This window comes from Rhizobium sp. O111, from assembly GCF_055616315.1.
Window position 1 is genome coordinate 1,493,997 of the sequence record NZ_JBSHXL010000001.1, and the last position, 20,621, is coordinate 1,514,617.

Genomic DNA, 20,621 nt, shown 5'->3' on the forward strand with positions numbered 1-20,621 from the left:
TGAGCCTTTCGCAGAGACCTGATACCATGCTCAGAGCGCAAGCGGTGGTTCACGCAATCCTTGCAGAGGCTTAGCGAGCATCGTTCACCCGCGAAGGAAAAACGCCGCGCCGCACCCTATTCCCATCACCACATAAGTTGACATCGCCAGTGAACTTTTGCACTTACATCCGTGCGATCCGGATGTCCGGCGCCATACGCACGTAGCCGGAGATGCCATCATGCCCGCCGAATTTCTCACTCTGTCGCAGATCCATTACGAGGCCAGCAAGAAGCAGATTCTGCGCGGTGTCGATCTGACGCTCGAGGCCGGCCGCGTCTATGGGCTTGTCGGGCCGAATGGTTCGGGCAAGAGTTCGCTCCTGAAGACTATCGCCCGCCAGGTCGATCCGACCTCGGGCGCGGTTGCGCTCCAGGGGAAGCCGGCCGCGAGCTGGGGCGGGCGCGCTTTTGCCCGCGAAATCGCCTATATGCCGCAGTTCACCCCCGCCACCGATGGCATGACGGTGCGCGAGCTTGTCGCGCTCGGCCGTTTTCCGTGGCACGGCACGCTCGGACGCTTCACGCAGGCCGATCGCGATCTGGTCGAGGATGCCATCCGGCGCACGGATCTGGAGCGTTTCGCCGATAGTCTCGTTGCCAACATGTCGGGCGGCGAGCGTCAACGCGCCTGGATCGCCATGATGCTGGCGCAGAACGCCAGCTGCCTGCTGCTCGATGAACCGACCTCCGCGCTCGACCTCGCCCATCAGGCGGGCGTCCTGTCGCTGCTGCGCGAGCTGAGCCACGAGCGGGGCCTGACGATCGTCGTCGTTCTCCACGACATCAATCTCGCAGCGCGCTACTGCGACGAATTGGTGGCTCTGAACGACGGCAGGATTTCGGCGCGCGGAAAGCCTGCCGAGATCGTTCAGTCGGATGTGCTGAAGTCGGTCTTCGGCGTCGAAATGGGCGTCTTCCCGCACCCCGTCAGCAACGAGCCGGTCAGCTACCTGCTCTAGCGTCATGAGGTGCTGGCATGGCCGGCTTTGTAGCAACATAGCCGACCAAGCATCGGATTAAACGAGAGAATTGCGATCCTGCCCTAAGGTGAAGATCTCAGCGTCAGAGCTTACGCCAGCTTCTTCTCGTCAGGCGCCCCATCATCGTCGGGCGCGCTCGTCTGTTGCGCCATATGCAGCCGCCGATAAGGCCCCGCGCGCCGCAGCAGGTCACGGTGGCTGCCTTCTTCGACCACCCTGCCCTTGTCGATCACGCAGATCCGGTCCGCCTCGGTGATCGTCGCCAGCCGGTGCGCGATGACGAGCGTCGTGCGGCCTTGAGACAGCTCCGCCAGCGATTGCTGGATCGCCCGTTCGGTCTCCGTGTCCAGCGCCGAGGTCGCCTCATCGAGAATGAGGATCGGTGGGTTTTTCAGGAAAATGCGGGCGATCGCCAGACGCTGCTTCTGGCCACCGGAAAGCTTGACGCCGCGCTCGCCGATGATGGTTTCCAGTCCAGCCGGCAGGCCGGCGATCACTTCGTCGAGACGGGCCCGGCGGGCCGCATCGAGAATGTCGGCTTCGGTCGCGCCGAGCCTGCCATAGGCGATGTTTTCGCGCATGGTGCCTGCAAACAGGAACACGTCCTGCTGCACGATGCCGATGCTCGAGCGCAGCGACGCCAGCGTCATCTGTCTGATGTCGACGCCATCGATGGAAATGGCGCCACTGGTGACGTCGTAGAAGCGCGGCAGCAACGAACAGACGGTCGTCTTGCCTGCCCCCGATGGACCGACGAAGGCGATCGTCTCGCCCGCCTTGATCGTTAGGTCGAGCCCGTCGAGAATAGGCTTTCCGGTCTGGTAGGCGAAGCGCACGTCGCTGTAGCGAATATCGCCCGTCAACCGTGGCATGTTGCGGGCGTCGGGCCGATCGGCGATATCGGGATCGGTGTCGAGAAACGCAGTATAGCGCTGGAAGCCGGCGATCCCCTTCGGATAGGTCTCGATGACCGAATTGATCTTGTCGATCGGCCGGAAGAAGACGCCGACGAGAAGCAGGAAGCCGACGAAGCCGCCGGCCGACAGCTCGCCCCTGGTGACGTACCAGGCGCCGACGAGCATCACGACCACCTGCACGAAGCGCATCGAGAGATAGGAGAGCGACGTTGAAGCCGCCATCGCCCAATAGGCCTGCAGCTTGGTCGAGAGATAGCCGGCATTGTTGACGGCGAAGAGCTTGCGCTCGTGGTCCTCGTTGGCGAAGGCCTGGACGACGCGAATGCCACCGACAGTCTCCTCGATGCGGGCGTTGAAATCCGCCACGCGGCCGTAGAGCGAATGCCAGGTCTTCGTCATCCGGCGGCCGTAGCGCGTCGTCACATAGGCCGTCAGAGGTACGATCAGCGCGGTCACGATCGCCAGCGGCGGATGCTCCCACCACATCAGAATGAAGGCGCCGACCAGCGTCATCACGGCGATGAAGATATCCTCCGGCCCGTGATGCGCGACCTCGCCGATCTCTTCGAGATCCTTGGTCAGCCGCGCCACGAGATGGCCGGTCTTCTGGTTGTCGAAATAGGAGAAGGACAGCTTCTGCAGATGATCGAACGCCCTCGCCCGCATCTCCGTCTCTATCTTCAGGCCAAGCATGTGGCCCCAATAGGTGACGATCACTTGCAGCCCGGCGTTGACGACATAGATCGCCAGCAGCCCGATGGCAGCCAGTCCGATCAGGCCCAATTGGCCGGTCGGCAGCAGCCTGTCGATGAACATCGTGACGGCGACGGGAAAGGCAAGCTCCAGCAGGCCCGCGGTCACCGCGCTGCCGAAGTCGAGCACGAAAAGCCCGCGATGCGGCCTGTAGTAGCCGGCAAAGCGTTTCAGCAGCGACGATGTGCTCATCCGCGAGCCCTCCCCAATCAAAATAAGAAGCTTGCGGCGCGCAATCAGGCGCTGAATGCAACTGTGTGGAAGACAGTGCGCCCTGGCAAAGGCCAGCCGCTTCAAGGATTTGCCCGATATCCAAATCCGGCATCAAAAAGTCAAGTTACTTCTTGGTGAGACCGCGTCCCGAGGTTGTGCGTGGCAACGGTGCTGTGCGGATTTGCGGAATATTCAGGCAGGATCGAGTGCGGCCAAAAATTTGAGCAGCAATGTCTGCTTTTTCGGCACGAAATTTATCGTTCGGTAAAAAATTGACCAAACGATAAATAAATTCAGCCCGATCATACGGCATCGCCATGATTTCGTTGATGTTTGTCAATCTGGCACGCCACCTGCATTGAAAATGCCGAACCAGATCCTTTGCGCCATTGCCTCAAGAGGAGAGCAGATATGGAAATCGGTGTTTTCATCCCGATCGGAAACAATGGTTGGCTGCTGTCGGAAAACGCGCCGCAGTACAAGCCGAGCTTCGAGCTCAACAAGGAGATCACGCTGAAGGCCGAGAAATACGGCTTCGACTTTGCCTTGTCGATGATCAAGCTCCGCGGTTTTGGCGGCAAGACGGAGTTCTGGGACTACAATCTGGAATCCTTCACGCTGATGGCCGGCCTTGCCGCCGTTACGTCGAAGATCAAGCTCTTCGGCACGGCCGCGACGTTGGTCATGCCGCCGGCGATCGTTGCGCGCATGGCGACCACGATCGACAGCATTTCCGGTGGTCGTTTCGGCGTCAATCTCGTCACCGGCTGGCAGCGGCCGGAATACAGCCAGATGGGCCTGTGGCCGGGCGACGACTATTTCGGCGACCGTTACGAATATCTCGGCGAATACACGACCGTCCTCAAGGACCTACTGACAACAGGCCAGTCCGATCTCAAGGGCAAGTTCTTCCAGATGGACGATTGCCGGATGAAGCCGGTGCCCGAAAGCGTGAAGCTGATCTGCGCCGGCTCGTCCGACAAGGGCATGGCATTCTCCGCCGCCTATGCCGATTACAGCTTCTGCTTCGGCGTTGGCGTCAACACGCCCACGGCCTTCGCCTCGACCAACCAGCGCCTTCTCAACGCAACGGCAAAGACCGGACGCGACGTGCGCTCCTTCGTCCTGACGATGGTGCTTGCAGAAGAGAAGTCGGAGGACGCCTGGGCGAAATGGGAGCATTACAAGGCAGGCGCCGACGAGGAAGCGATCAAGTGGCTTGGCCTGCAGAGTGCCGCCGATACCAAATCCGGTTCCGACACCAATGTTCGCCACATGTCGAACCCGGTCTCGGCGGTCAATATCAACATGGGCACGCTGATCGGCTCCTATGAGGAGGTCGCAGCCATGCTCGACGAGATGGCCGCCGTGCCCGGCACCGGCGGCGTCATGCTGACGTTCGACGATTTCGTCGAAGGCGTCGAGAAGTTCGGCAAATACGTTCAGCCACTGATGAAGAGCCGCCGCCATGTGACCGAAATGCTGGAGGCCGCCGAATGAGCGTCGCACCTGTTGGATACGAGGCGCCGCGCGAGCGGACGCAAAGCGTCACCCTCCCCGCCCGCCCCGAGCCGATCACGTTGAAGCCGAGCGAGACAGCTGTCGTGGTCGTCGACATGCAGAACGCCTATTCGACCGAGGGCGGCTATGTCGATCTGGCCGGCTTCGATATCGCCGGCGCCAAGGGCACGATCGCCAACATCAAGAAGACGCTCGACGCCGCACGCGCCGCGGGCGTCCAGGTCATCTATTTCCAGAACGGCTGGGACAAGGATTATGTCGAGGCCGGCGGTCCGGGCTCGCCCAATTATCACAAGTCGAATGCGCTGAAGACCATGCGCCAGCGGCCGGAGCTGCAGGGCCAGCTTCTGGCAAAGGGCACATGGGACTACGCGATCGTCGACGAGCTGCAGCCGCAGCCCGGCGACATCCTGGTGCCGAAAACCCGTTACAGCGGCTTCTTCAACACCAACATGGACAGCGTGCTGCGCGCCCGCGGCATCCGCAACCTCGTCTTTGTCGGCATCGCCACCAATGTCTGCGTCGAGAGCTCGCTGCGCGATGCCTTCCATCTCGAATATTTCGGCGTGATGCTCGAAGACGCCACCCATCACCTCGGGCCTGATTTCATCCAGCAGGCGACCGTCTACAACGTCGAGAAGTTCTTCGGCTGGGTCTCAACCGTCAACGATTTCTGCGGCGTCATCTCACAAGCAGCGCCCACCGAAGCCTGATTAAGAACAATAGAAGAGGACACATCATGCCAAAATCGATCATCGTCCCCGAGGGAACCCAGAAGCCGATCGCCCCCTATTCGCCGGGCACGCTTGCCGACGGCATCGTCTATGTCTCCGGCACCCTGCCCTTCGACAAGAACAACGATGTCGTCCATGTCGGCGATGCCGGCGCCCAGACCCGCCATGTGCTCGAGATCATCAAGTCGGTGATCGAGACGGCCGGCGGCACGATGGAGGACGTGACCATGAACCACATCTTCGTCACCGACTGGGCCAACTACCAGGCCGTCAACGCCGTCTATGCCGAGTATTTCCCCGGCGACAAGCCGGCCCGCTACTGCGTTCAGTGCGGCCTGGTGAAACCCGACGCGCTGGTCGAGATCGCGACCGTCGCCCATATCGGAAAAAAGTGAGTAAAGTCAGCAAGATGCATTTCGACATACACGGCCAGACCCATGCCGGCGCCCGCACCATCATCCTGTCCTCCGGCCTCGGCGGTTCGGGCGGCTACTGGGCGCCGCAGATCGAGGCGCTATCCGCCGATTTTCGCGTCGTCACCTACGATCATCGCGGCACCGGCCGCACCGGCGGTGAGGTGCCCGAGGCGGGCGGCATCGCCGCCATGGCCGATGATGTGCTGGAGATCGCGCTGGAACTCGGCATCGAACGTTTCGACTTCATGGGCCACGCGCTCGGCGGGCTAATCGGGCTCGATATCGCGCTCCGCCGCCCCGACATGATCGGCCAGCTCATCCTCGTCAACGCCTGGAGCAAGGCGGACCCGCATTCCGGCCGCTGCTTCGATGTCAGGATCGAGCTTCTGGAACGGTCGGGCGTCGAGATGTTCGTCAAGGCGCAGCCGCTCTTTCTCTATCCGTCGGTCTGGATGTCCGACAATGCCGAGCGTCTCGATGCCGAGGAGCGGCACGCCATCGCTCATTTCCAGGGCAAGACCAATATCCTGCGTCGTATCGCGGCTCTCCGGGCCTTCGATCTCGACGACCGGCTGTCAGAGATTGCTGCCCACACGCTGGTCATGGCCACCCGCGACGATCTCCTCGTCCCCTACACCCGATCGGTCCGCCTCGCCGAGGGGCTGCCGCATGCAGAACTCGCGCTGACGGACTTCGGCGCCCACGCCGTCAACGTGACGGAGGCGAAGAGCTTCAACGACACCATGCTGCGCTTCCTTCGTGACGCGAGATCCGAAATCCGTTAGGACCCCGATATGCAAGCATCAGCCAAAATGATCCCGGACGTAACCGCAACCGCCACGGTTCCCGACCAGCGCAAGCAGGACTACCGCAACGCCATGGCCCGTCTCGGCGCCGCCGTCAACGTCGTCACCTCCGATGGCCCGGCCGGCCTTGCGGGCTTTGCGGCAACCGCCGTCTGCAGCGTCACCGATGATCCGCCCACGCTTCTGGTCTGCATCAATCGCGGCTCCTCCGCTTACCCGGCCGTCAACGCCAACCGTGTGCTCTGCGTCAACACGCTGTCGCACGCCCACGAGGATCTGAGCCGACGCTTCGGTGGCAAGACCCCGGTGCAGGAACGGTTCGAAGGCGCGAGCTGGTCGGTGCTGGAAACAGGCGCGCCGGCGCTTGACGACGCGCTGATCTCGCTCGACTGCAAGGTGAAGTCGGTCTCCGATGGCGGCACCCACGACATCCTGATCTGCGAGGTGGTCGCCATCAAGGAGAACGAAGGCGGCCAGGCGCTGATCTATTTCGATCGCCGCTATCACACGATCTGATCCCTCATACGGAACAAGAGCTTAGGTCAACGCGTTCCTGCCGGAATTCTGGCTCATACCGTAGCGTGACCTGACGTCGCGTCGCCAGGATGACCATCTTGGAGACGCCGATGCCCTGGATCGCCTTTATCGTTCACTTCTTTGCCGCCGCTATCATGACGAACGGCATTCCGCACTTCGTCAACGGCGTCTGCGGCCGGCCGTTCCGCACGCCATTCGTGCGCATGTCAGGTGCCGGCGAGAGCTCGGCGGAGCTGAATGTCGTGTGGGGCTGGGCTAACTTCGTCGTCGCCTTCCTGCTCTTCGCCAATGTCGGGCCGCTCTATATCGGCACCCCGATCGACACCATCTTCATCGCCGCCGGTGTGCTCATAGCCGGCCTGATCCTATCTCGAATATTCGCACGCGGCCGGCTCTGATTGCCTCTTTCCTTGCGCGCTGAAAGCCCTACAATCCAAGGGGTGGCGGCTATGGCCACGGGATAGTGGGAGATATGCCGATGCGCGCCTTCTTCGCAGTCCTCATCCTCAGTCTCACCGCGATTTTCACGCTGTCTCCAGCGCGCGCGGAAGACCCGCTGGATACCACGCGGTCGATGATCGAGGCGCAGATCAAGGCGTTCCTGCAGGACGATCCGGAAGCGGCCTATTCCTACGCCGCCCCCGGCATCAAGGCCGTCTATCCCGACAAGAACGTTTTCTTCGCCATGGTCAAGAAGAGCTACGAGCCGGTCTATCACCCCGGAAATTACGCCTTCGGCCGCAGCCGTTCGATCGACAACGGCGCGATGATCTACCACGAGGTGCTGATCTCCGGCCGCGACGGCAAGGACTGGACGGCGATCTACCAGGTCATCCGTCAGCCGGATGGCAGCTACGAGATCGGCGGCGTCCAGATCCTGCCGGATACGGAAAGCAAGGGGATATAACGACCGCGATCAAACCGGATCGATATCGCCCTTAGCCCATTCGGCCTCCGTCTCCGCCATGAAGTCGGCGAAGCGACCTTCGGCGATTGCCTTGCGGATCCCCTGCATCAGTTCCTGATAGTAGGAGAGGTTGTTCCAGGAGAGAAGCATGCCGCCCAGCGCCTCGTTGGAGCGCACGAGGTGGTGCAGATAGGCGCGTGAATAGTCGCGCGTCGCCGGGCAGTTCGACTGCTCGTCGAGCGGCCGCATATCCTCGGCATGACGGGCATTGCGGATGTTCACCTTGCCGCGGCGGGTAAAGGCCAGGCCGTGGCGGCCGGAACGGGTCGGCATCACGCAGTCGAACATGTCGATCCCGCGCGCGACAGAGCGCAGCATGTCCTCGGGCGTACCGACGCCCATGAGGTAGCGCGGCTTTTCGGTCGGCAGGACCGGCAGCGTCTCCTCGAGCATCTTCAGCATGACAGCCTGCGGCTCGCCGACGGCAAGGCCGCCGACCGCGTAGCCCTTGAGGTCGAGATCGGCGAGTGCGGCTGCCGAGCGCACGCGCAGAGCCGGAATATCGCCGCCCTGCACGATGCCGAACATCGCCTTGCCCGGTTGGTTGCCGAAGGCGACCTTGCAGCGTTCGGCCCAGCGCAGCGACATCTCCATGGCGCGCTCGATCTCGCGCGGCTCAGCGGGGAGCGCCACGCATTCGTCGAGCTGCATCTGGATATCGCTGTCGAGCAACCCCTGGATCTCGATGGAGCGCTCCGGCGACATGTGGTGCAGGCTGCCGTCGACATGGCTCTTGAAGGTCACGCCCTGCTCGTCGAGCTTGCGCAGACCGGAAAGCGACATGACCTGGAAGCCGCCGCTATCGGTCAGGATCGGCCCATCCCAGCGGATCAGCTTGTGCAGGCCGCCAAGCCGCGCCACGCGCTCGGCCGTCGGCCGCAGCATCAGGTGATAGGTGTTGCCGAGAATGATGTCAGCGCCGCCCTCGCGCACCTGGTCGAGATACATCGCCTTGACGGTGCCGACGGTGCCGACGGGCATGAAGGCCGGCGTACGGATCGTGCCGCGGGGCATGGAAACTGCGCCGAGACGGGCGCCGCCATCGGTCTTCTTGAGGGTGAACTGGAAGTTCTCGGTCATCTAGTCTTTCCGGAAAAGAAGGCTGGAATCGCCATAGGAATAGAAGCGGTAGCCTGTGGAAATGGCATGTTCATAGGCCGCATGCATGGTCTCCAGGCCGGCAAAGGCCGAGACCAGCATGAACAGCGTCGAGCGCGGCAGGTGGAAATTGGTCATCAGCACATCGACCGCCTTGAAGCGGTAGCCAGGCGTGATGAAGATGCCGGTGGCGCCCGCCCAGCCGCGAATCTCGCCGCTGTCCTGTGCAGCGCTCTCGATCAGCCGCAGCGACGTGGTGCCGACGCAAACGACCCGCCCGCCCCTCGCCTTCACGGCATTGAGCTTGGCGGCCGTCTCGCCGCTGACATAGCCGCTTTCGAGATGCATCTTGTGGTCGTCGGTATCGTCGACCTTCATCGGCAAGAATGTGCCGGCGCCGACATGCAGCGTCACGAAATGCCGCTCGATACCGGCCTTGTCGAGCGCTGCGAAGAGTTCGGGCGTGAAATGCAGCCCGGCGGTGGGTGCGGCGACAGCGCCATCCTCGCGGGCATAGATGGTCTGGTAGTCGGCTCGGTCGCGCTCGTCCTCGGCGCGCTTGGCGGCGATGTAGGGCGGCAGCGGAATATGGCCGACGGAATGGATGACTTCGTCGAGCGCCGGGCCCGACAGATCGAAGGCCAGCGTCACCTCGCCGCCGTCGCCCTTTTCTTCCACGGTGCAGTCGAGCGAGCCGAGAAGGCAGCTTTCGCCACCATGGCCAAAGGCGATCCGGTCGCCGACCTTGATGCGCTTGCCGGGCTTGGCAAACGCCTTCCAGCGATTGGCGCCGACCCGCATGTGCAGCGTCGCCGAAACCTGCTGGCCGCCCGCACCCTCACGGTGGCGGATGCCTTCGAGTTGCGCCGGAATGACCTTGGTGTCGTTGAACACCAGCGCATCGCCTGCCTTCAGGAAGGACGGCAGGTCGGAAACACGGTGATCGGAGAGCTGCGTTTCGCCATTGGGATCGACGACCAGCAGGCGCGCGCTGTCGCGCGGCTCGGCGGGCCGCAGAGCGATCCTCTCATCGGGGAGCTCGAAATCGAAAAGGTCTACGCGCATAAGGGCAGTTCCGGGGAAGGCTGGTCCAGGCAAAGCGAAACCCGCCCCGCGCTCTCGCGCAAGGGCGGGTTCCAGCAAACATCACAATCAGACGTCGGCGGCAACCCGCATCGAGACGATCGAATCCGGATCAACGACCGGTTCGCCCTTCTTGATCTTGTCGACGTTGTCCATGCCTTCGATGACCTGGCCCCAGACGGAATACTGCTTGTTCAGCCAGGGAGCATCCGTGAAGCAGATGAAGAACTGCGAGTTGGCGGAGTTCGGGTTCTGCGAACGGGCCATCGAGCAGGTGCCGCGGATGTGGCTGACGGCCGAGAATTCAGCCTTCAGATCAGGCTTCTCGGAGCCGCCCATGCCGGCGCGACCCGGGTTGAAGCTCTCGCCGCCCTTCTTGCCGAATTTCACGTCACCGGTCTGCGCCATGAAGTCGTTGATGACGCGGTGGAACACGACGCCGTCATAGGCCTTCTCGCGTGCGAGTTCCTTGATGCGGGCCACGTGCTCGGGCGCCACTTCAGGCAGAAGCTGGATGACGACATTACCCTTGGTGGTTTCCAGGATGATGGTGTTTTCCGGATCCTTGATCTCAGCCATTGTTATTCTCCTACTGGTCTTGAAACTTACTTCTTGGCGATGGTGACCTTGACCATGCGGTCAGGATTGCTGACTTCGCCGTTCTGGCCTTCGCCCTTCTGGATCTTGTCGACGTTCTCCATGCCGGAGATCACCTTGCCGACGACCGTGTACTGGCTGTTCAGGAAGGAGCCGTCAGCGAACATGATGAAGAACTGCGAGTTGGCCGAATTCGGGTCCTGCGAGCGCGCCATGCCGACCGTGCCGCGCACGAACGGGGTCTTGGAGAACTCGGCCGGAATGTTCGGCATGTCCGAACCGCCGGTGCCGACCTGGCCCTTGTCGAAGCCTTTTTCCATGTTGCCGTACTGCACGTCGCCGGTCTGCGCCATGAAGCCGTCGATCACGCGATGGAAGGCAACGTTGTCGTAGGCGCCCTTCTTGGCAAGCGCCTCGATCTGGGCGACATGCTTCGGCGCGACATCAGGCGCAAGCTCGATCACGACGGGGCCGCTCTTCAGCTGGATCGTCATCGTGTCGGCGGCGAAAACGTCGCCAACGAACGAAGCGAGATAAAGCACGCCGGCAAATGCAATATAGAAAAGTTTCATGTGAGCTCCGTTTCGGCGAATATGCCTAGGATTTGCGCTTGGATTGAAGGGCTTTCAAGACGGCGGCAGGCACGAATGCACTGACATCGCCTCCCATGCCTGCGATTTGACGGACCAATGTGGCGGTTATGGGCCGCGAGGCCGTGCCGGCGGGCAGAAAAACGGTCTGGATATCCGGCGCCATCTGCCGGTTCATCCCGGCCATCTGCATTTCGTAATCGAGATCGGTGCCATCTCTCAAACCGCGGATCAGAAGCGTCGCGCCATGCGCACGGGCAGCATCGACCACGAGATTGTCGAAGGACACAACCGAAATATCCGACGCCCGCTCCGGCAACACCTCGGCCAGCGACTGGCGGATCAGTTCGCCCTTTTCCTCAAACGAAAACAGCGGCGTCTTGCCCGGATGAATGCCGATCGCGACGATCACCTTCGACGCAACATTCAGCGCCTGGACGAGCACGTCAACATGTCCGTTCGTGATCGGGTCGAAAGACCCCGGATAAAAAGCTGTCGTCATTGGCCCCGGCCATTTGTTTCGACGCCTTTTGTCACGGATAAAGCCTTGCCGCAAGTCATTTGCCCCAAGCGCCAGCCACATGCGACCGGTGCTCGCCGGGCGACTGCCCGACGACTGAATGCCGGATGAACGGCCCATTCAAGGCCGCTTCAGCCGCGATCTCTATAACAGGATGCATCAACGCCGCCGATGCCGACAGGGATCGGTTCACTCCTGGAAACCCACGATGCTCATCCTGCTTGTCATCACCTCGGTCGCACTCTCCCTCGCCTTCGAATTTGTCTACGCCTACATCCTGGAAGTGCGTGACGCGGCATGGGTACGCAGCGACGTGAGGGAACATCACGAGATCGTACGCGTTATGGGTCGCGTCTCCTTTAAACCGATTAGAGAAGATGCATAAACCGATTTAGGAAGATGAACGCCAGATGAACGAGGCATTCAAAGAGGCTTCAGATCGGCGTTGGTAAACGACTTGTCAATGTCCTGCGGAACCAATTCCAAACGGACGCGTTCTTTCAATCGAAGCGTTGCGCAAATAGGCGCTACAAGGAAGATGAATATGCCAAACAAGATTACCATGATTAACGCAGTATGGATGGTAATGATGACGGGTATGCTTGCAGCAACTGTTGCGCTTTATGATCAGAAGGTAGATGCGTCCAAGGTTTACGGCCCTTATGCTTCGGCCCGTGCGGCTGTCGTGAGCCAATACTAACGGACGTGAAAGCAAAATCCTGGAGGATTGCTTATGTTCACGATCTTGACTGTGCTTACTGCCCTTATCAGCATCATGTTTATCGTATCTGTGGCATCGACCGTGACCGCCCTGCGGCGCGAAACCGAGGAAGATAAGAGACTACATGGCAAGCATAGCGTCTTTTGATCGGCTCTGAGCAGCCCGACAGCTGAAATACGAAAAGGCCGAGCGGCTCCCAGCGCTCGGCCTTTTCGCGTCTTGAGAAAGATGAACAAAACTCAGTCGACGATCCGCCTGACCATGATGACGTCGTCGACCTCACGGTCGCCTTCCAGCACGCCACCCGGTATCAGCCCCGCCTGGATAAACCCCGCATTCCGATAAAAGCCGATCGCAGCCGGGTTCTCGGCGCTGGCAGTCAGCTCGAGCTGACGAATGCCGTGTTGCCTGGCGTAGCCCACGACATGGTCGAGCAGGTCGCGCGCGAGCCCCGTCCCGCGCTTCTCCCGACGCACATAGACCATGATGATCGTGGCGCGATGCGCCATCTTGCCCGCTCGTTGCCGCAGCAGCCCCATGATGGCCACAGGCTCGTCGCCGTCGAAAGCAAGAAAGACGGGATCGGCGAGCAATCGCCGCTGCCATTCATCGTCGGGAAGCTTCGCCCATTCGTCGAAGCTGCTGGCAAAGGCGGATGGTTCCAGGTGTAGTGCCTCAAGCCGGATGCGCTTGAACGCCTCGACATCCTCAGCGCCCAAAATCCTGATCATGCCGCTCTCCCAAAAGCGTTCCGATCGATCAGATCGACTTCAGCGTCCAGTCGACGATCTCGCTGGTGACACCGGCGAATGCGCGGTCGAGCGCCTTGACGAAGGCCTCGTTCGAGCCGCCGCCAGCAGGTACCGTCTGCGAGAACACCTTCTGCGCCCGCACAGATCCGTTGCGATCGTTGAGGATCTTGGCCGAAATCTCGACCACCGCCTGGCTGCCGCCGCCGGTGCGGATCTCGAAGGCGCGGATGTCGGTCACGACCTGATAGTCGATCGCCAAGCCCTGGCCTGGAACGCCGACGCCGCCGAGCTTGCCGGAGTTCTCATAGGCCTCGACGAGCTTGGCCTGAACCATGCGCGGAAGCTTGTCGCTCCACTGCGCCTTGGCAAGATACTGGATCTCCGAAGACGAGACCTTGATGACGATCTGCTCGCTGTTCAGCGCCTGCAGAGCCGTCGGCTGCTGCACCAGGATCTGGCGCCCCTTCGCCGAAGGGCCGCTGCCGCTGACGGGTGCGGAGAGATCATAGGTATCGTTCTTGGCCGCAGTTCCGCATCCCGACAATGCCAGGGCAAGAAGCGGCAGAGCGAGCATGGTCTTCATAAGACGCGAACGACGCATATCCGACACAGCCATATGTTGACTTCCCCTGTTAACGCCTGGTCCGGCCATCATATTGTTTCACTGTGTCCCCGCCGAAGATCAGTCGCTGCGGGTCCTTGTCGAAATTGCTGATCGCATCGTTCAAATTCTGCACCGTCAGACGCGCATCGTTGATCAGCGCCTGAACGTTCTGCAGGCCGCCGCTCGAGAACTTCTGCAGATTGTCGGCGATCGGTCCGATGCGGCTATTCAGATTGTCCGCGACCTTCTTGAACGAATCCAGCGTCTCGCGCGCCTGCGTGAACATCGACTGCGTGCTGTCGTCTCCAAGCAGCGTATCGAGTTTCGCCAGGATGCCGTCGACGCGGGTCGATGCGGCATTCAGCTTGTTGGCCATCTGCGTGACGTTCTGGATCGTCGAATCGATGTCCTTCTGGTGCGAATTCACCGTGTTGGCGACATCCTTGATCGAGGCGACCGCCGCGCGCGCATCCTTGGTCGTCTGCGCGATGTCGTCGACGGAGCCCTTAACCTTGGCCGGGTCGATCTGCGCCACCAGCGTGTCGACCTTGTCAAGCGTCGCCTGCGCCTTCTTGCCGAAGTCGTTGTAGGTTGTGGCCGTCTCCTGGAACTTCTGAATGGCGTCCTTCAGGCCGCCCGACGCGTCGGCGACATTGCGGCTCACGGTCTCGGCGTTGGAGAGGATCGTGTCGATCTTCTTGGCATCAACCGTCTTAACCAGCGATTCGATGGCAGCCAGCGTCGAGTCGACGCGGCCGGACACGTTGCGCACGGTGTCGGAAAGCTGGCCCACGCTCTGCAGGAAGCTGTCGATGTTGCCTGAGTTCTTGGCCAGCGCGTCCGAGAAGGTCTCGGCGTTCTGCAGCGTCTTCGTCAGCGGTCCACGGGCATCCTTGACGAAGCCCTGAACCTGGCCGACGGCGTCGTTGGCACGGTCGAGGATCTTGTCGGCGGTGGCGAGCAGGTTGGTGACGCTCGACTGGTCGGCGACGATGACCGCACGCTTGCCCGTCTCCGCCGCCGTCTGCAGGATGTTCTTTTCCCCGACGCGACCGCCGGAAAGCTCGACATAGGCAGCGCCCGTCAGACCCTGGATCTCGAGGATCGCCTTGGTCGTCGGATAGATCGGCGCATCGACGCGTACTTCGGTAAATGCCAGCGAGAACTGCGGATCATCGGCGTCGATCGACAGCGATTGCACCGAACCGACCTGAATACCGTTGAAGCGCACCGGCGAGCCGACGCTCAATCCGTTCGCCGAGCCCGGAATGCGGACAATCAGCTCCGCCATCGGTCCGCCACGGCCATACTCGGCCATCCAGTAAACGAAGCCGAAGGCAGCCGCGATGACCAGAACCGTAAAGAAGCCGACGATTGTGTAGTTCGCTTTGGTTTCCATCTTATCCGCTCACTTCCCGCGGCTATCTTGCGCCAGCCTGATGTCGGCTGAAGCGTGGCCATCCTGCGGCACGATCGAACGCGCGCGCTTGCCCTTGAAATAAGCCTGAACCCAGGGGTCGTCATAGGCCAGCATGTCTTCGATCGTCCCCTCGACCATCACCTTCTTCTTGCCAAGCACCGCGATGCGGTCGCAGACGGAAAACAGGCTGTCGAGGTCGTGGGTCACCATGTAGACGGTGAGACCGAGCGTATCGCGAAGCTTGGCGATCAGCTCGTCGAATTCCGCAGCCCCGATCGGATCGAGGCCCGAGGTCGGCTCGTCGAGAAAAACAAGTTCGGGATCGAGCGCCAGCGCGCGCGCCAGTGCGGCACGCTTGATCATTCCGCCCGAGAGTTCCGAAGGATATTTGTCGGCCGCATCCGCCGCCAGACCCACCAGCCGGATCTTCAGATGCGCCAGCTCGTCCATCAGCGCCGGCGGCAGGTCTAGATACTCGCGCATCGGAACCTGGATATTCTCCTTCACCGTCAGCGAGGAGAACAGCGCGCCCTGCTGAAAGAGAACGCCGAGACGCATGTCGAGCGCGTTGCGCTGCGGCTCATTCAATTCGTCGAAGTCCTGGCCGAGGATCTTGATCTGGCCGGAGCGGCGCGGCAGCAGGCGAAGAACCGTGCGCATCAGCACCGATTTGCCGGTACCCGACGCGCCGACGAAACCCAGGATCTCGCCCTTGTAGATATTGAGGTTGAGATTATCGAGAACGATCTTCGACCCGAAGCCAACAGTGACGTCGCGCGCTGAAAGCACGATATCCCGCCCTGCCTCGTCTTTGGTCGTTGTCTGCTGCTCGTCCACGCAAAATCCCTAAAAATTAATAGCTGCATAGAACATGGCGAATAGCCCGTCCATGAGAATGACCACGAAGATCGCCTTCACCACCGACGAGGTCACGTGCTGGCCGAGCGATTCGGCACTGCCACCTACCTTTAAGCCCTCGACGGCGGCGACGATACCGATAACCAACGCCATGAACGGCGCCTTGATCATCCCCGACAGCACGGTCGACAGCGTAATCGCCTCGTGCAGACGGGCAATGAAGTTGGCGAAAGTGATTCCCGAATAGCCCCAGGCAACGACGGCCGCGCCGAACAGCGAGGCGAAGTTGGCAAGTACGGTCAGAAGTGGCAGCGCAACGGTCAGCGCTACCAGGCGCGGGAAGATCAGAACGCCGATCGGGTTGAGGCCCATGACCTTCAGTGCATCGACCTCTTCGCGCATCTTCATCGAGCCGATTTCGGCCGTGATCGCGCTACCAGAACGGCCGGCGATCATGATGGCGGTCAAGAGCACGCCGATTTCGCGCAATTGCAGGATGCCGACGAGGTCGACGACGAACACTTCGGCGCCGAAATAGCGCAGCTGGAATGCGCCTTGCTGCGCGATGATCGCGCCGATCAGGAAGGACATTAGTAGGATGATCGGCACGGCGCGAACGCCCATATGGTCGATCTGGTTTACGATCGACGCCGGCGAAACGCCGCTGCCGCGCCCGAACTTCATCTGCGCGCCGCGCACAGCAGATCCGAGGATGTACATCGCCGCGGAAACATTGTTCCACAGATCGTACATCATCCGGCCGATGGGAGCGAAAATCCGCTCCTGCAGCGAACGCGGCGGAACCTCTTCGGCCTCGGGCTTCGGACGTTCCTCGGAAAACGATTCGAGCAGCTCGTCGATATGTTGGTTGCTGCCCTCGATATGTACGGTACCGCCCGCATCCTCGACCTGCTTCTTCAGTCGGCAGAGCAGCCAGACGCCGGCGGTATCGATATCCGTGATCCCGGAGAGATCGAGCGTCAGGTTCCCGCCCTTGTGGGCCGAAAGCTTGTCGAAATCCTTGAGAACGAGATGTATGTTGGCGCTTCGCCAATTGCCTTCGAGATGCACGAGCGTATCCGAACCATGAGCTTGGTCGTCCACGTGCAGTGAGGCGGCGTTACGGTTCTCGGACTTCAAAATGCTTGTGTCTCTCAAGGCTTACGGCGACATTGCCGACTCGCGAACACAGGTCCGCAACGTTGTGCCAATATAACGATGCCGCACCAGATTTCCATGCTTGCAGGATTGCAATTATGCCACGGTCACTTGAAATTCAGACGGACTCTTTTCCGATTGCGGGCACATTCACCATCTCGCGCGGCACCAAGACGAGCGCGGAGGTGATCCTCTGCACGGTGAGCGAGAACGGCGTCTCCGGCCGCGGCGAATGCGTCCCCTATCGACGCTACGGCGAGACCATGGAAAGCGTCGGCGCGCAGATCGAAGCCGCCCGCCCACTGATCGAGGCCGGCCTCTCCCGCGCCGATCTGCAACAGGCCATGCCGCCAGGTGCCGCCCGCAACGCCGTCGACTGCGCCCTCTGGGACCTTGAGGCCAAGCAAAGCGGAACATCGGTCGCGGCCATGCTCGGCCTCACCACCCCGCATTCTCTGACGACAGCCTTCACCATCTCGCTCGGCGAACCCGAGATCATGGCCGAGCACGCCCGCGCCAACGCCGCCCGCGCGCTCCTCAAGGTCAAGGTCGGCACGGGCGATGACGAGAGCCGCATTCGCGCCGTGCGCGCTGCCGCACCCGACGCAGCGATCATTCTCGACGCCAACGAAGGCTGGCCGGAAGACCGCCTCGCCCACCATCTGCGGGTCGCCGCCGAATGCGGCGTGGCGCTGGTCGAGCAGCCGCTGCCGGCAGGCAAGGACGAGCTGCTGGCAGAGATCGAGCGCCCTATCCTCGTCTGCGCCGATGAGAGCGTCCATCACACCGGCGATCTCGCCAGCCTGCGCGACCGCTACGACGCCATCAACATCAAGCTCGACAAGACGGGCGGCCTGACCGAAGCCCTGGCGATGAAGCGCGAAGCTGAGCGGCTGGAGTTCCAGATCATGCTCGGCTGCATGGTCGGAACCTCGCTCGCCATGGCGCCGGCCGTGCTTCTGGCCCAGGACGTGGCCTTCGTCGATCTCGACGGGCCGCTGCTTCTCGCCCGCGATCGCGAACCGGGCTTGCGTTACACCGGTTCGCTCGTCTTTCCGCCGGAACCGGCACTCTGGGGCTGAAGGTAGTAGGCGACGATGATGAGGCCCAGCCCCAGCACCGCCGTCAGCGCCATGATGTAGTAGCTCGCCATGCCAAGTGCTGCGTAGATGTAGCCCGACGCGATGGTCATCAGCCCCATGAACATGCCGTTATAGAAGAAATAGGCCCCCTGCGCCGACGATTCCTGCGTTGCCTGCACCGAGGCGATGATCCGCCGCTGGACGCCGGTGTGGACGAAGGCGTAGCTGAAGGCATGCAGGCACTGCAGCAGGAAGAAGCCGACGAAGCCCCACTCCATCGGAAACAACAGCCACCGGCAGACGCACACGGCAGCGCCGACACGGATCAGCGTCCAGGCATCGAAATGTCGGCTGAGCCGCTTCGATTGGAAGAACACCGTCACCTCGGCCGCGACACCAGCACTCCACAACAACGCGATTTCCGTGCCCGAAAAGCCGAGATCACGCCAATAGATCGTCGCAAAGGCCTGCAGAAGCGCGTGGCTCGATTGCTGGATGGCGACGCCGATGAGCAGCATCAACAGATGCGGCTGCCTCAGCGAACTGCCGGTCGCCTGCTGCAGATCGACAGGCGTGCCGCGCCTGCGCGTCGGCCCGATGCGCGGACAGTAGAGCGCCATCACCATCGTCATGACGAAACCGAAGATCATGACAGGCAGAACCATTTGCCCGCCCCAGTTTCCGATCAGTCGCCCGCCGACGAGCGTCGAGGCGATAAAGGCGACAGAGCCCCACACCCGCATCGAACCATAATCGAAACCCCAGCGCCGCACACCCGAGATGACAATCGATTCGACCACAGGCACATAGGGAGAAAACGTGGCGCCCTGGAGCGTGTAGACGATGAGCACCGGCCAGAACGTGTCGGTCCAGTAGAGCGCGATTGCGGTCAGCAGCGACAGGCCACCGGAAAACACCAGCACATCGGCCCGCTCCTTCATCCGGTCGGCATACATGGCCACGATCGGCGCCACCAGCACGCGCACCACCATCGGCACGGCGAGGATGATGCCGATCTCGTGGTCGCTGAATTTGTGCATCGCCAGCCAGACGGGAAAGAACGGCAGCGCGACACCGTTCACAAGCAGCGGCGCGCAATAGGACAAAGCGCTCAGCAGCCGGAAATGGGCGGGCGCGACCTCTGTGAAAGAGGCATTCGTGGCGGGAATCATCGGTGTGACCTGAAAGGAACCTGCAAGTTGCCTAACACGTCACCTTAATGGCAACCAAGGCGAGATAAGGCCGCCCCAAACCGATTTCAAAAATAAGCCACAACTGTCGCGAAACGGCAACGGCAGCAACTGCACAATGCCATTTCGCAACAGCGAAATAGTTGGTGGTATCAGGCCGCCTGCTGTGCAGGCTCGCGCTTGCGGTGATCTTCGAGCGCCAGCGGTGCCGGTGCAGCAGCGCCGCCCATTGTGCGCCATTCAATCAGCTCGAACGTGCCGTCTTCGTGCTCGGCGATTGCCGTGCAGCTTTCAACCCAATCGCCGGTGTTGATGTAGCGCACGCCATCCATGTCTTCCATGACGGCATGGTGGATGTGGCCGCAGATCACGCCGTCGGCACCGCTCTTACGGGCTTCGTCGGCCACCACCTTCTGGAACTCACCGATGAAGTTGACGGCGTGCTTGACCTGCAGCTTTGCCCAGGCGGAGAACGACCAGTAAGGCATGCCGAGCTTGCGGCGAATGGCGGCAAGCCCGATGTTGATCATGATCGCCATGTCGTAGGCCCAGTCGCCGAGATAGGCGAGCAGGCGGGCGTTGCGCACCACGACGTCGAACTCGTCGCCATGCAGCACCAGATACTTCTTGCCGTCGGCCGCCTCGTGCATCATCCGCTCGGCCACTTCGATGCCGCCGAAGTGCATGCCGGGGAAGTCGCGCAGGAATTCGTCGTGATTGCCGGGGATGTAGACGATACGCGTTCCCTTGCGCGCCTTGCGCAGCAGCTTCTGGATCACGTCGTTGCATTCCTGCGGCCAGTACCAGCTGCGCTTCAGGCGCCAGCCGTCGACGATGTCTCCCACCAGGAAGATCGTATCGGCTTCGTGGTACTTCAGAAAGTCGATCAGGAAGTCGGCTTTCGCGGCTTTCGAGCCGAGATGGACGTCGGAAATAAAGAGCGTACGGAAGTGGCGCGTATCCATATTGTCCTTCACAAGCATACTGCCCGTGCCCCATGCTTCATCTGTGCCTCTGAAAACCAGACTCGTGTTTCAGGAAGATGACACGGCCCGGGTGTCGG

The 20,621-nt window shown here is 61.5% G+C and carries 25 protein-coding genes; 11 read left to right on the plus strand and 14 right to left on the minus strand.

Translation table 11 applies throughout. From position 1 onward, the window contains the following. Window positions 1–220 precede the first annotated feature (220 nt). Window positions 221–1,000 (plus strand): ABC transporter ATP-binding protein, encoded by a 780-nt coding sequence (locus tag ACVTFQ_RS07635; RefSeq protein ID WP_047511947.1) that lies wholly within the window; start codon window positions 221–223, stop codon window positions 998–1,000. Window positions 1,001–1,110: 110 nt separating this feature from the next. Here ACVTFQ_RS07635 and ACVTFQ_RS07640 read toward each other — a convergent pair whose 3' ends face one another. Both ACVTFQ_RS07640 and ACVTFQ_RS07645 read right to left on the minus strand, forming a co-directional pair. Next, entirely contained in the window at window positions 1,111–2,883 is a 1,773-nt protein-coding gene (locus ACVTFQ_RS07640; RefSeq protein ID WP_111565071.1) for an ABC transporter ATP-binding protein, read from the minus strand. Between the two features lie 145 nt (window positions 2,884–3,028). Continuing rightward, window positions 3,029–3,244 carry a hypothetical protein gene (locus tag ACVTFQ_RS07645; RefSeq protein WP_162718301.1) on the minus strand — a complete coding sequence of 72 codons (216 nt, stop codon included), beginning with the start codon at window positions 3,242–3,244 and terminating at the stop codon, window positions 3,029–3,031. Between the two features lie 71 nt (window positions 3,245–3,315). On the opposite strand from ACVTFQ_RS07645, the gene rutA reads away from it, so the two are divergent. The 7 genes from rutA (at window position 3,316) to ACVTFQ_RS07680 (ending at window position 7,825) form a co-directional block, all read left to right on the plus strand. Then, on the plus strand, window positions 3,316–4,404 hold the full coding sequence (gene rutA / locus ACVTFQ_RS07650) for a pyrimidine utilization protein A (RefSeq protein ID WP_047511950.1): 1,089 nt from the start codon (window positions 3,316–3,318) through the stop codon (window positions 4,402–4,404). Then, window positions 4,401–5,138: a pyrimidine utilization protein B gene (gene rutB, locus ACVTFQ_RS07655; protein ID WP_111565070.1), complete on the plus strand. Its 738-nt coding sequence runs from the start codon at window positions 4,401–4,403 to the stop codon at window positions 5,136–5,138. Before rutA ends, rutB begins: the two co-directional genes overlap by 4 nt. 26 nt (window positions 5,139–5,164) lie before the next feature. Further along, complete coding sequence (rutC, locus tag ACVTFQ_RS07660; protein ID WP_111565069.1) at window positions 5,165–5,554, plus strand: pyrimidine utilization protein C; 390 nt, start codon at window positions 5,165–5,167, stop codon at window positions 5,552–5,554. A 14-nt stretch (window positions 5,555–5,568) separates the two neighbouring features. Then, the gene (rutD, locus tag ACVTFQ_RS07665; RefSeq protein WP_111565068.1) at window positions 5,569–6,360 is read left to right on the plus strand and encodes a pyrimidine utilization protein D; all 792 of its coding nucleotides are present in this window, start codon (window positions 5,569–5,571) and stop codon (window positions 6,358–6,360) included. A 27-nt stretch (window positions 6,361–6,387) separates the two neighbouring features. Beyond that, the gene (locus tag ACVTFQ_RS07670; RefSeq protein ID WP_162718277.1) at window positions 6,388–6,897 is read left to right on the plus strand and encodes a flavin reductase; all 510 of its coding nucleotides are present in this window, start codon (window positions 6,388–6,390) and stop codon (window positions 6,895–6,897) included. A 110-nt stretch (window positions 6,898–7,007) separates the two neighbouring features. Then, window positions 7,008–7,316 carry a hypothetical protein gene (locus ACVTFQ_RS07675; RefSeq protein ID WP_111565066.1) on the plus strand — a complete coding sequence of 103 codons (309 nt, stop codon included), beginning with the start codon at window positions 7,008–7,010 and terminating at the stop codon, window positions 7,314–7,316. 80 nt (window positions 7,317–7,396) lie between these two features. After that, window positions 7,397–7,825 (plus strand): DUF4864 domain-containing protein, encoded by a 429-nt coding sequence (locus tag ACVTFQ_RS07680; protein ID WP_112437415.1) that lies wholly within the window; start codon window positions 7,397–7,399, stop codon window positions 7,823–7,825. A gap of 9 nt (window positions 7,826–7,834) precedes the next feature. Here ACVTFQ_RS07680 and tgt read toward each other — a convergent pair whose 3' ends face one another. The 5 genes from tgt to coaD all read right to left on the minus strand — a co-directional run bounded on the left by tgt (window position 7,835) and on the right by coaD (window position 11,755). Next, window positions 7,835–8,965 (minus strand): tRNA guanosine(34) transglycosylase Tgt, encoded by a 1,131-nt coding sequence (tgt, locus tag ACVTFQ_RS07685; protein WP_111565064.1) that lies wholly within the window; start codon window positions 8,963–8,965, stop codon window positions 7,835–7,837. Next, entirely contained in the window at window positions 8,966–10,048 is a 1,083-nt protein-coding gene (gene queA, locus ACVTFQ_RS07690; protein ID WP_111565063.1) for a tRNA preQ1(34) S-adenosylmethionine ribosyltransferase-isomerase QueA, read from the minus strand. A gap of 87 nt (window positions 10,049–10,135) precedes the next feature. Further along, complete coding sequence (locus ACVTFQ_RS07695) at window positions 10,136–10,645, minus strand: peptidylprolyl isomerase (protein ID WP_018902378.1); 510 nt, start codon at window positions 10,643–10,645, stop codon at window positions 10,136–10,138. Window positions 10,646–10,671: 26 nt separating this feature from the next. Then, window positions 10,672–11,235, minus strand: coding sequence for a peptidylprolyl isomerase (locus ACVTFQ_RS07700; protein WP_112437416.1), 564 nt, complete (start codon window positions 11,233–11,235; stop codon window positions 10,672–10,674). 25 nt (window positions 11,236–11,260) lie between these two features. After that, window positions 11,261–11,755 carry a pantetheine-phosphate adenylyltransferase gene (gene coaD / locus ACVTFQ_RS07705; protein WP_018902376.1) on the minus strand — a complete coding sequence of 165 codons (495 nt, stop codon included), beginning with the start codon at window positions 11,753–11,755 and terminating at the stop codon, window positions 11,261–11,263. 226 nt (window positions 11,756–11,981) lie between these two features. On the opposite strand from coaD, the gene ACVTFQ_RS07710 reads away from it, so the two are divergent. Together ACVTFQ_RS07710 and ACVTFQ_RS07715 are read left to right on the plus strand one after the other, a co-directional pair. Continuing rightward, window positions 11,982–12,158 (plus strand): hypothetical protein, encoded by a 177-nt coding sequence (locus tag ACVTFQ_RS07710; protein ID WP_181459357.1) that lies wholly within the window; start codon window positions 11,982–11,984, stop codon window positions 12,156–12,158. Window positions 12,159–12,317: 159 nt separating this feature from the next. After that, complete coding sequence (locus tag ACVTFQ_RS07715) at window positions 12,318–12,473, plus strand: hypothetical protein (protein ID WP_165936940.1); 156 nt, start codon at window positions 12,318–12,320, stop codon at window positions 12,471–12,473. A 260-nt stretch (window positions 12,474–12,733) separates the two neighbouring features. Here ACVTFQ_RS07715 and ACVTFQ_RS07720 read toward each other — a convergent pair whose 3' ends face one another. The 5 genes from ACVTFQ_RS07720 to ACVTFQ_RS07740 are packed head-to-tail and all read right to left on the minus strand — an operon-like array spanning window position 12,734 to window position 17,286. Next, a complete protein-coding gene (locus tag ACVTFQ_RS07720; RefSeq protein ID WP_111565062.1) occupies window positions 12,734–13,225 on the minus strand; it encodes a GNAT family N-acetyltransferase in 492 nt (163 codons plus the stop codon). Window positions 13,226–13,253: 28 nt separating this feature from the next. After that, window positions 13,254–13,862, minus strand: a complete 609-nt coding sequence (locus ACVTFQ_RS07725; RefSeq protein ID WP_018902371.1) for an ABC-type transport auxiliary lipoprotein family protein — start codon at window positions 13,860–13,862, stop codon at window positions 13,254–13,256. A gap of 16 nt (window positions 13,863–13,878) precedes the next feature. Continuing rightward, the gene (locus tag ACVTFQ_RS07730) at window positions 13,879–15,249 is read right to left on the minus strand and encodes an MlaD family protein (RefSeq protein WP_111565061.1); all 1,371 of its coding nucleotides are present in this window, start codon (window positions 15,247–15,249) and stop codon (window positions 13,879–13,881) included. 9 nt (window positions 15,250–15,258) lie between these two features. Continuing rightward, entirely contained in the window at window positions 15,259–16,107 is an 849-nt protein-coding gene (locus ACVTFQ_RS07735) for an ABC transporter ATP-binding protein (RefSeq protein WP_018902369.1), read from the minus strand. A 9-nt stretch (window positions 16,108–16,116) separates the two neighbouring features. Continuing rightward, complete coding sequence (locus tag ACVTFQ_RS07740; RefSeq protein ID WP_181459356.1) at window positions 16,117–17,286, minus strand: MlaE family lipid ABC transporter permease subunit; 1,170 nt, start codon at window positions 17,284–17,286, stop codon at window positions 16,117–16,119. Between the two features lie 98 nt (window positions 17,287–17,384). Between ACVTFQ_RS07740 and dgcA the strand changes: the two genes are divergently transcribed. Next, window positions 17,385–18,368 carry an N-acetyl-D-Glu racemase DgcA gene (dgcA, locus tag ACVTFQ_RS07745; protein WP_111565059.1) on the plus strand — a complete coding sequence of 328 codons (984 nt, stop codon included), beginning with the start codon at window positions 17,385–17,387 and terminating at the stop codon, window positions 18,366–18,368. On the opposite strand, the gene ACVTFQ_RS07750 is transcribed toward dgcA, so the two are convergent. Both ACVTFQ_RS07750 and ACVTFQ_RS07755 read right to left on the minus strand, forming a co-directional pair. Continuing rightward, window positions 18,320–19,540 (minus strand): MFS transporter, encoded by a 1,221-nt coding sequence (locus tag ACVTFQ_RS07750; protein WP_111565058.1) that lies wholly within the window; start codon window positions 19,538–19,540, stop codon window positions 18,320–18,322. The two genes, dgcA and ACVTFQ_RS07750, sit on opposite strands and share 49 nt — an antisense overlap. A 170-nt stretch (window positions 19,541–19,710) precedes the next feature. Further along, window positions 19,711–20,523, minus strand: a complete 813-nt coding sequence (locus tag ACVTFQ_RS07755; RefSeq protein WP_026283711.1) for a UDP-2,3-diacylglucosamine diphosphatase — start codon at window positions 20,521–20,523, stop codon at window positions 19,711–19,713. Window positions 20,524–20,621 lie beyond the last annotated feature (98 nt).

Coding starts and splice junctions, on each gene's coding strand:
- ACVTFQ_RS07755 (WP_026283711.1), bottom strand. CDS start 20,523: ATGGATACGCGCCACTTCCGTACGCTCTTTATTTCCGACGTCCATCTC.
- ACVTFQ_RS07710 (WP_181459357.1), top strand. CDS start 11,982: ATGCTCATCCTGCTTGTCATCACCTCGGTCGCACTCTCCCTCGCCTTC.
- ACVTFQ_RS07700 (WP_112437416.1), bottom strand. CDS start 11,235: ATGAAACTTTTCTATATTGCATTTGCCGGCGTGCTTTATCTCGCTTCG.
- ACVTFQ_RS07680 (WP_112437415.1), top strand. CDS start 7,397: ATGCGCGCCTTCTTCGCAGTCCTCATCCTCAGTCTCACCGCGATTTTC.
- rutD (WP_111565068.1), top strand. CDS start 5,569: ATGCATTTCGACATACACGGCCAGACCCATGCCGGCGCCCGCACCATC.
- ACVTFQ_RS07675 (WP_111565066.1), top strand. CDS start 7,008: ATGCCCTGGATCGCCTTTATCGTTCACTTCTTTGCCGCCGCTATCATG.
- tgt (WP_111565064.1), bottom strand. CDS start 8,965: ATGACCGAGAACTTCCAGTTCACCCTCAAGAAGACCGATGGCGGCGCC.
- queA (WP_111565063.1), bottom strand. CDS start 10,048: ATGCGCGTAGACCTTTTCGATTTCGAGCTCCCCGATGAGAGGATCGCT.
- rutB (WP_111565070.1), top strand. CDS start 4,401: ATGAGCGTCGCACCTGTTGGATACGAGGCGCCGCGCGAGCGGACGCAA.
- ACVTFQ_RS07670 (WP_162718277.1), top strand. CDS start 6,388: ATGATCCCGGACGTAACCGCAACCGCCACGGTTCCCGACCAGCGCAAG.
- rutC (WP_111565069.1), top strand. CDS start 5,165: ATGCCAAAATCGATCATCGTCCCCGAGGGAACCCAGAAGCCGATCGCC.
- dgcA (WP_111565059.1), top strand. CDS start 17,385: ATGCCACGGTCACTTGAAATTCAGACGGACTCTTTTCCGATTGCGGGC.
- ACVTFQ_RS07640 (WP_111565071.1), bottom strand. CDS start 2,883: ATGAGCACATCGTCGCTGCTGAAACGCTTTGCCGGCTACTACAGGCCG.
- rutA (WP_047511950.1), top strand. CDS start 3,316: ATGGAAATCGGTGTTTTCATCCCGATCGGAAACAATGGTTGGCTGCTG.
- ACVTFQ_RS07635 (WP_047511947.1), top strand. CDS start 221: ATGCCCGCCGAATTTCTCACTCTGTCGCAGATCCATTACGAGGCCAGC.
- ACVTFQ_RS07720 (WP_111565062.1), bottom strand. CDS start 13,225: ATGATCAGGATTTTGGGCGCTGAGGATGTCGAGGCGTTCAAGCGCATC.
- ACVTFQ_RS07695 (WP_018902378.1), bottom strand. CDS start 10,645: ATGGCTGAGATCAAGGATCCGGAAAACACCATCATCCTGGAAACCACC.
- ACVTFQ_RS07715 (WP_165936940.1), top strand. CDS start 12,318: ATGCCAAACAAGATTACCATGATTAACGCAGTATGGATGGTAATGATG.
- ACVTFQ_RS07725 (WP_018902371.1), bottom strand. CDS start 13,862: ATGGCTGTGTCGGATATGCGTCGTTCGCGTCTTATGAAGACCATGCTC.
- coaD (WP_018902376.1), bottom strand. CDS start 11,755: ATGACGACAGCTTTTTATCCGGGGTCTTTCGACCCGATCACGAACGGA.
- ACVTFQ_RS07750 (WP_111565058.1), bottom strand. CDS start 19,540: ATGATTCCCGCCACGAATGCCTCTTTCACAGAGGTCGCGCCCGCCCAT.
- ACVTFQ_RS07730 (WP_111565061.1), bottom strand. CDS start 15,249: ATGGAAACCAAAGCGAACTACACAATCGTCGGCTTCTTTACGGTTCTG.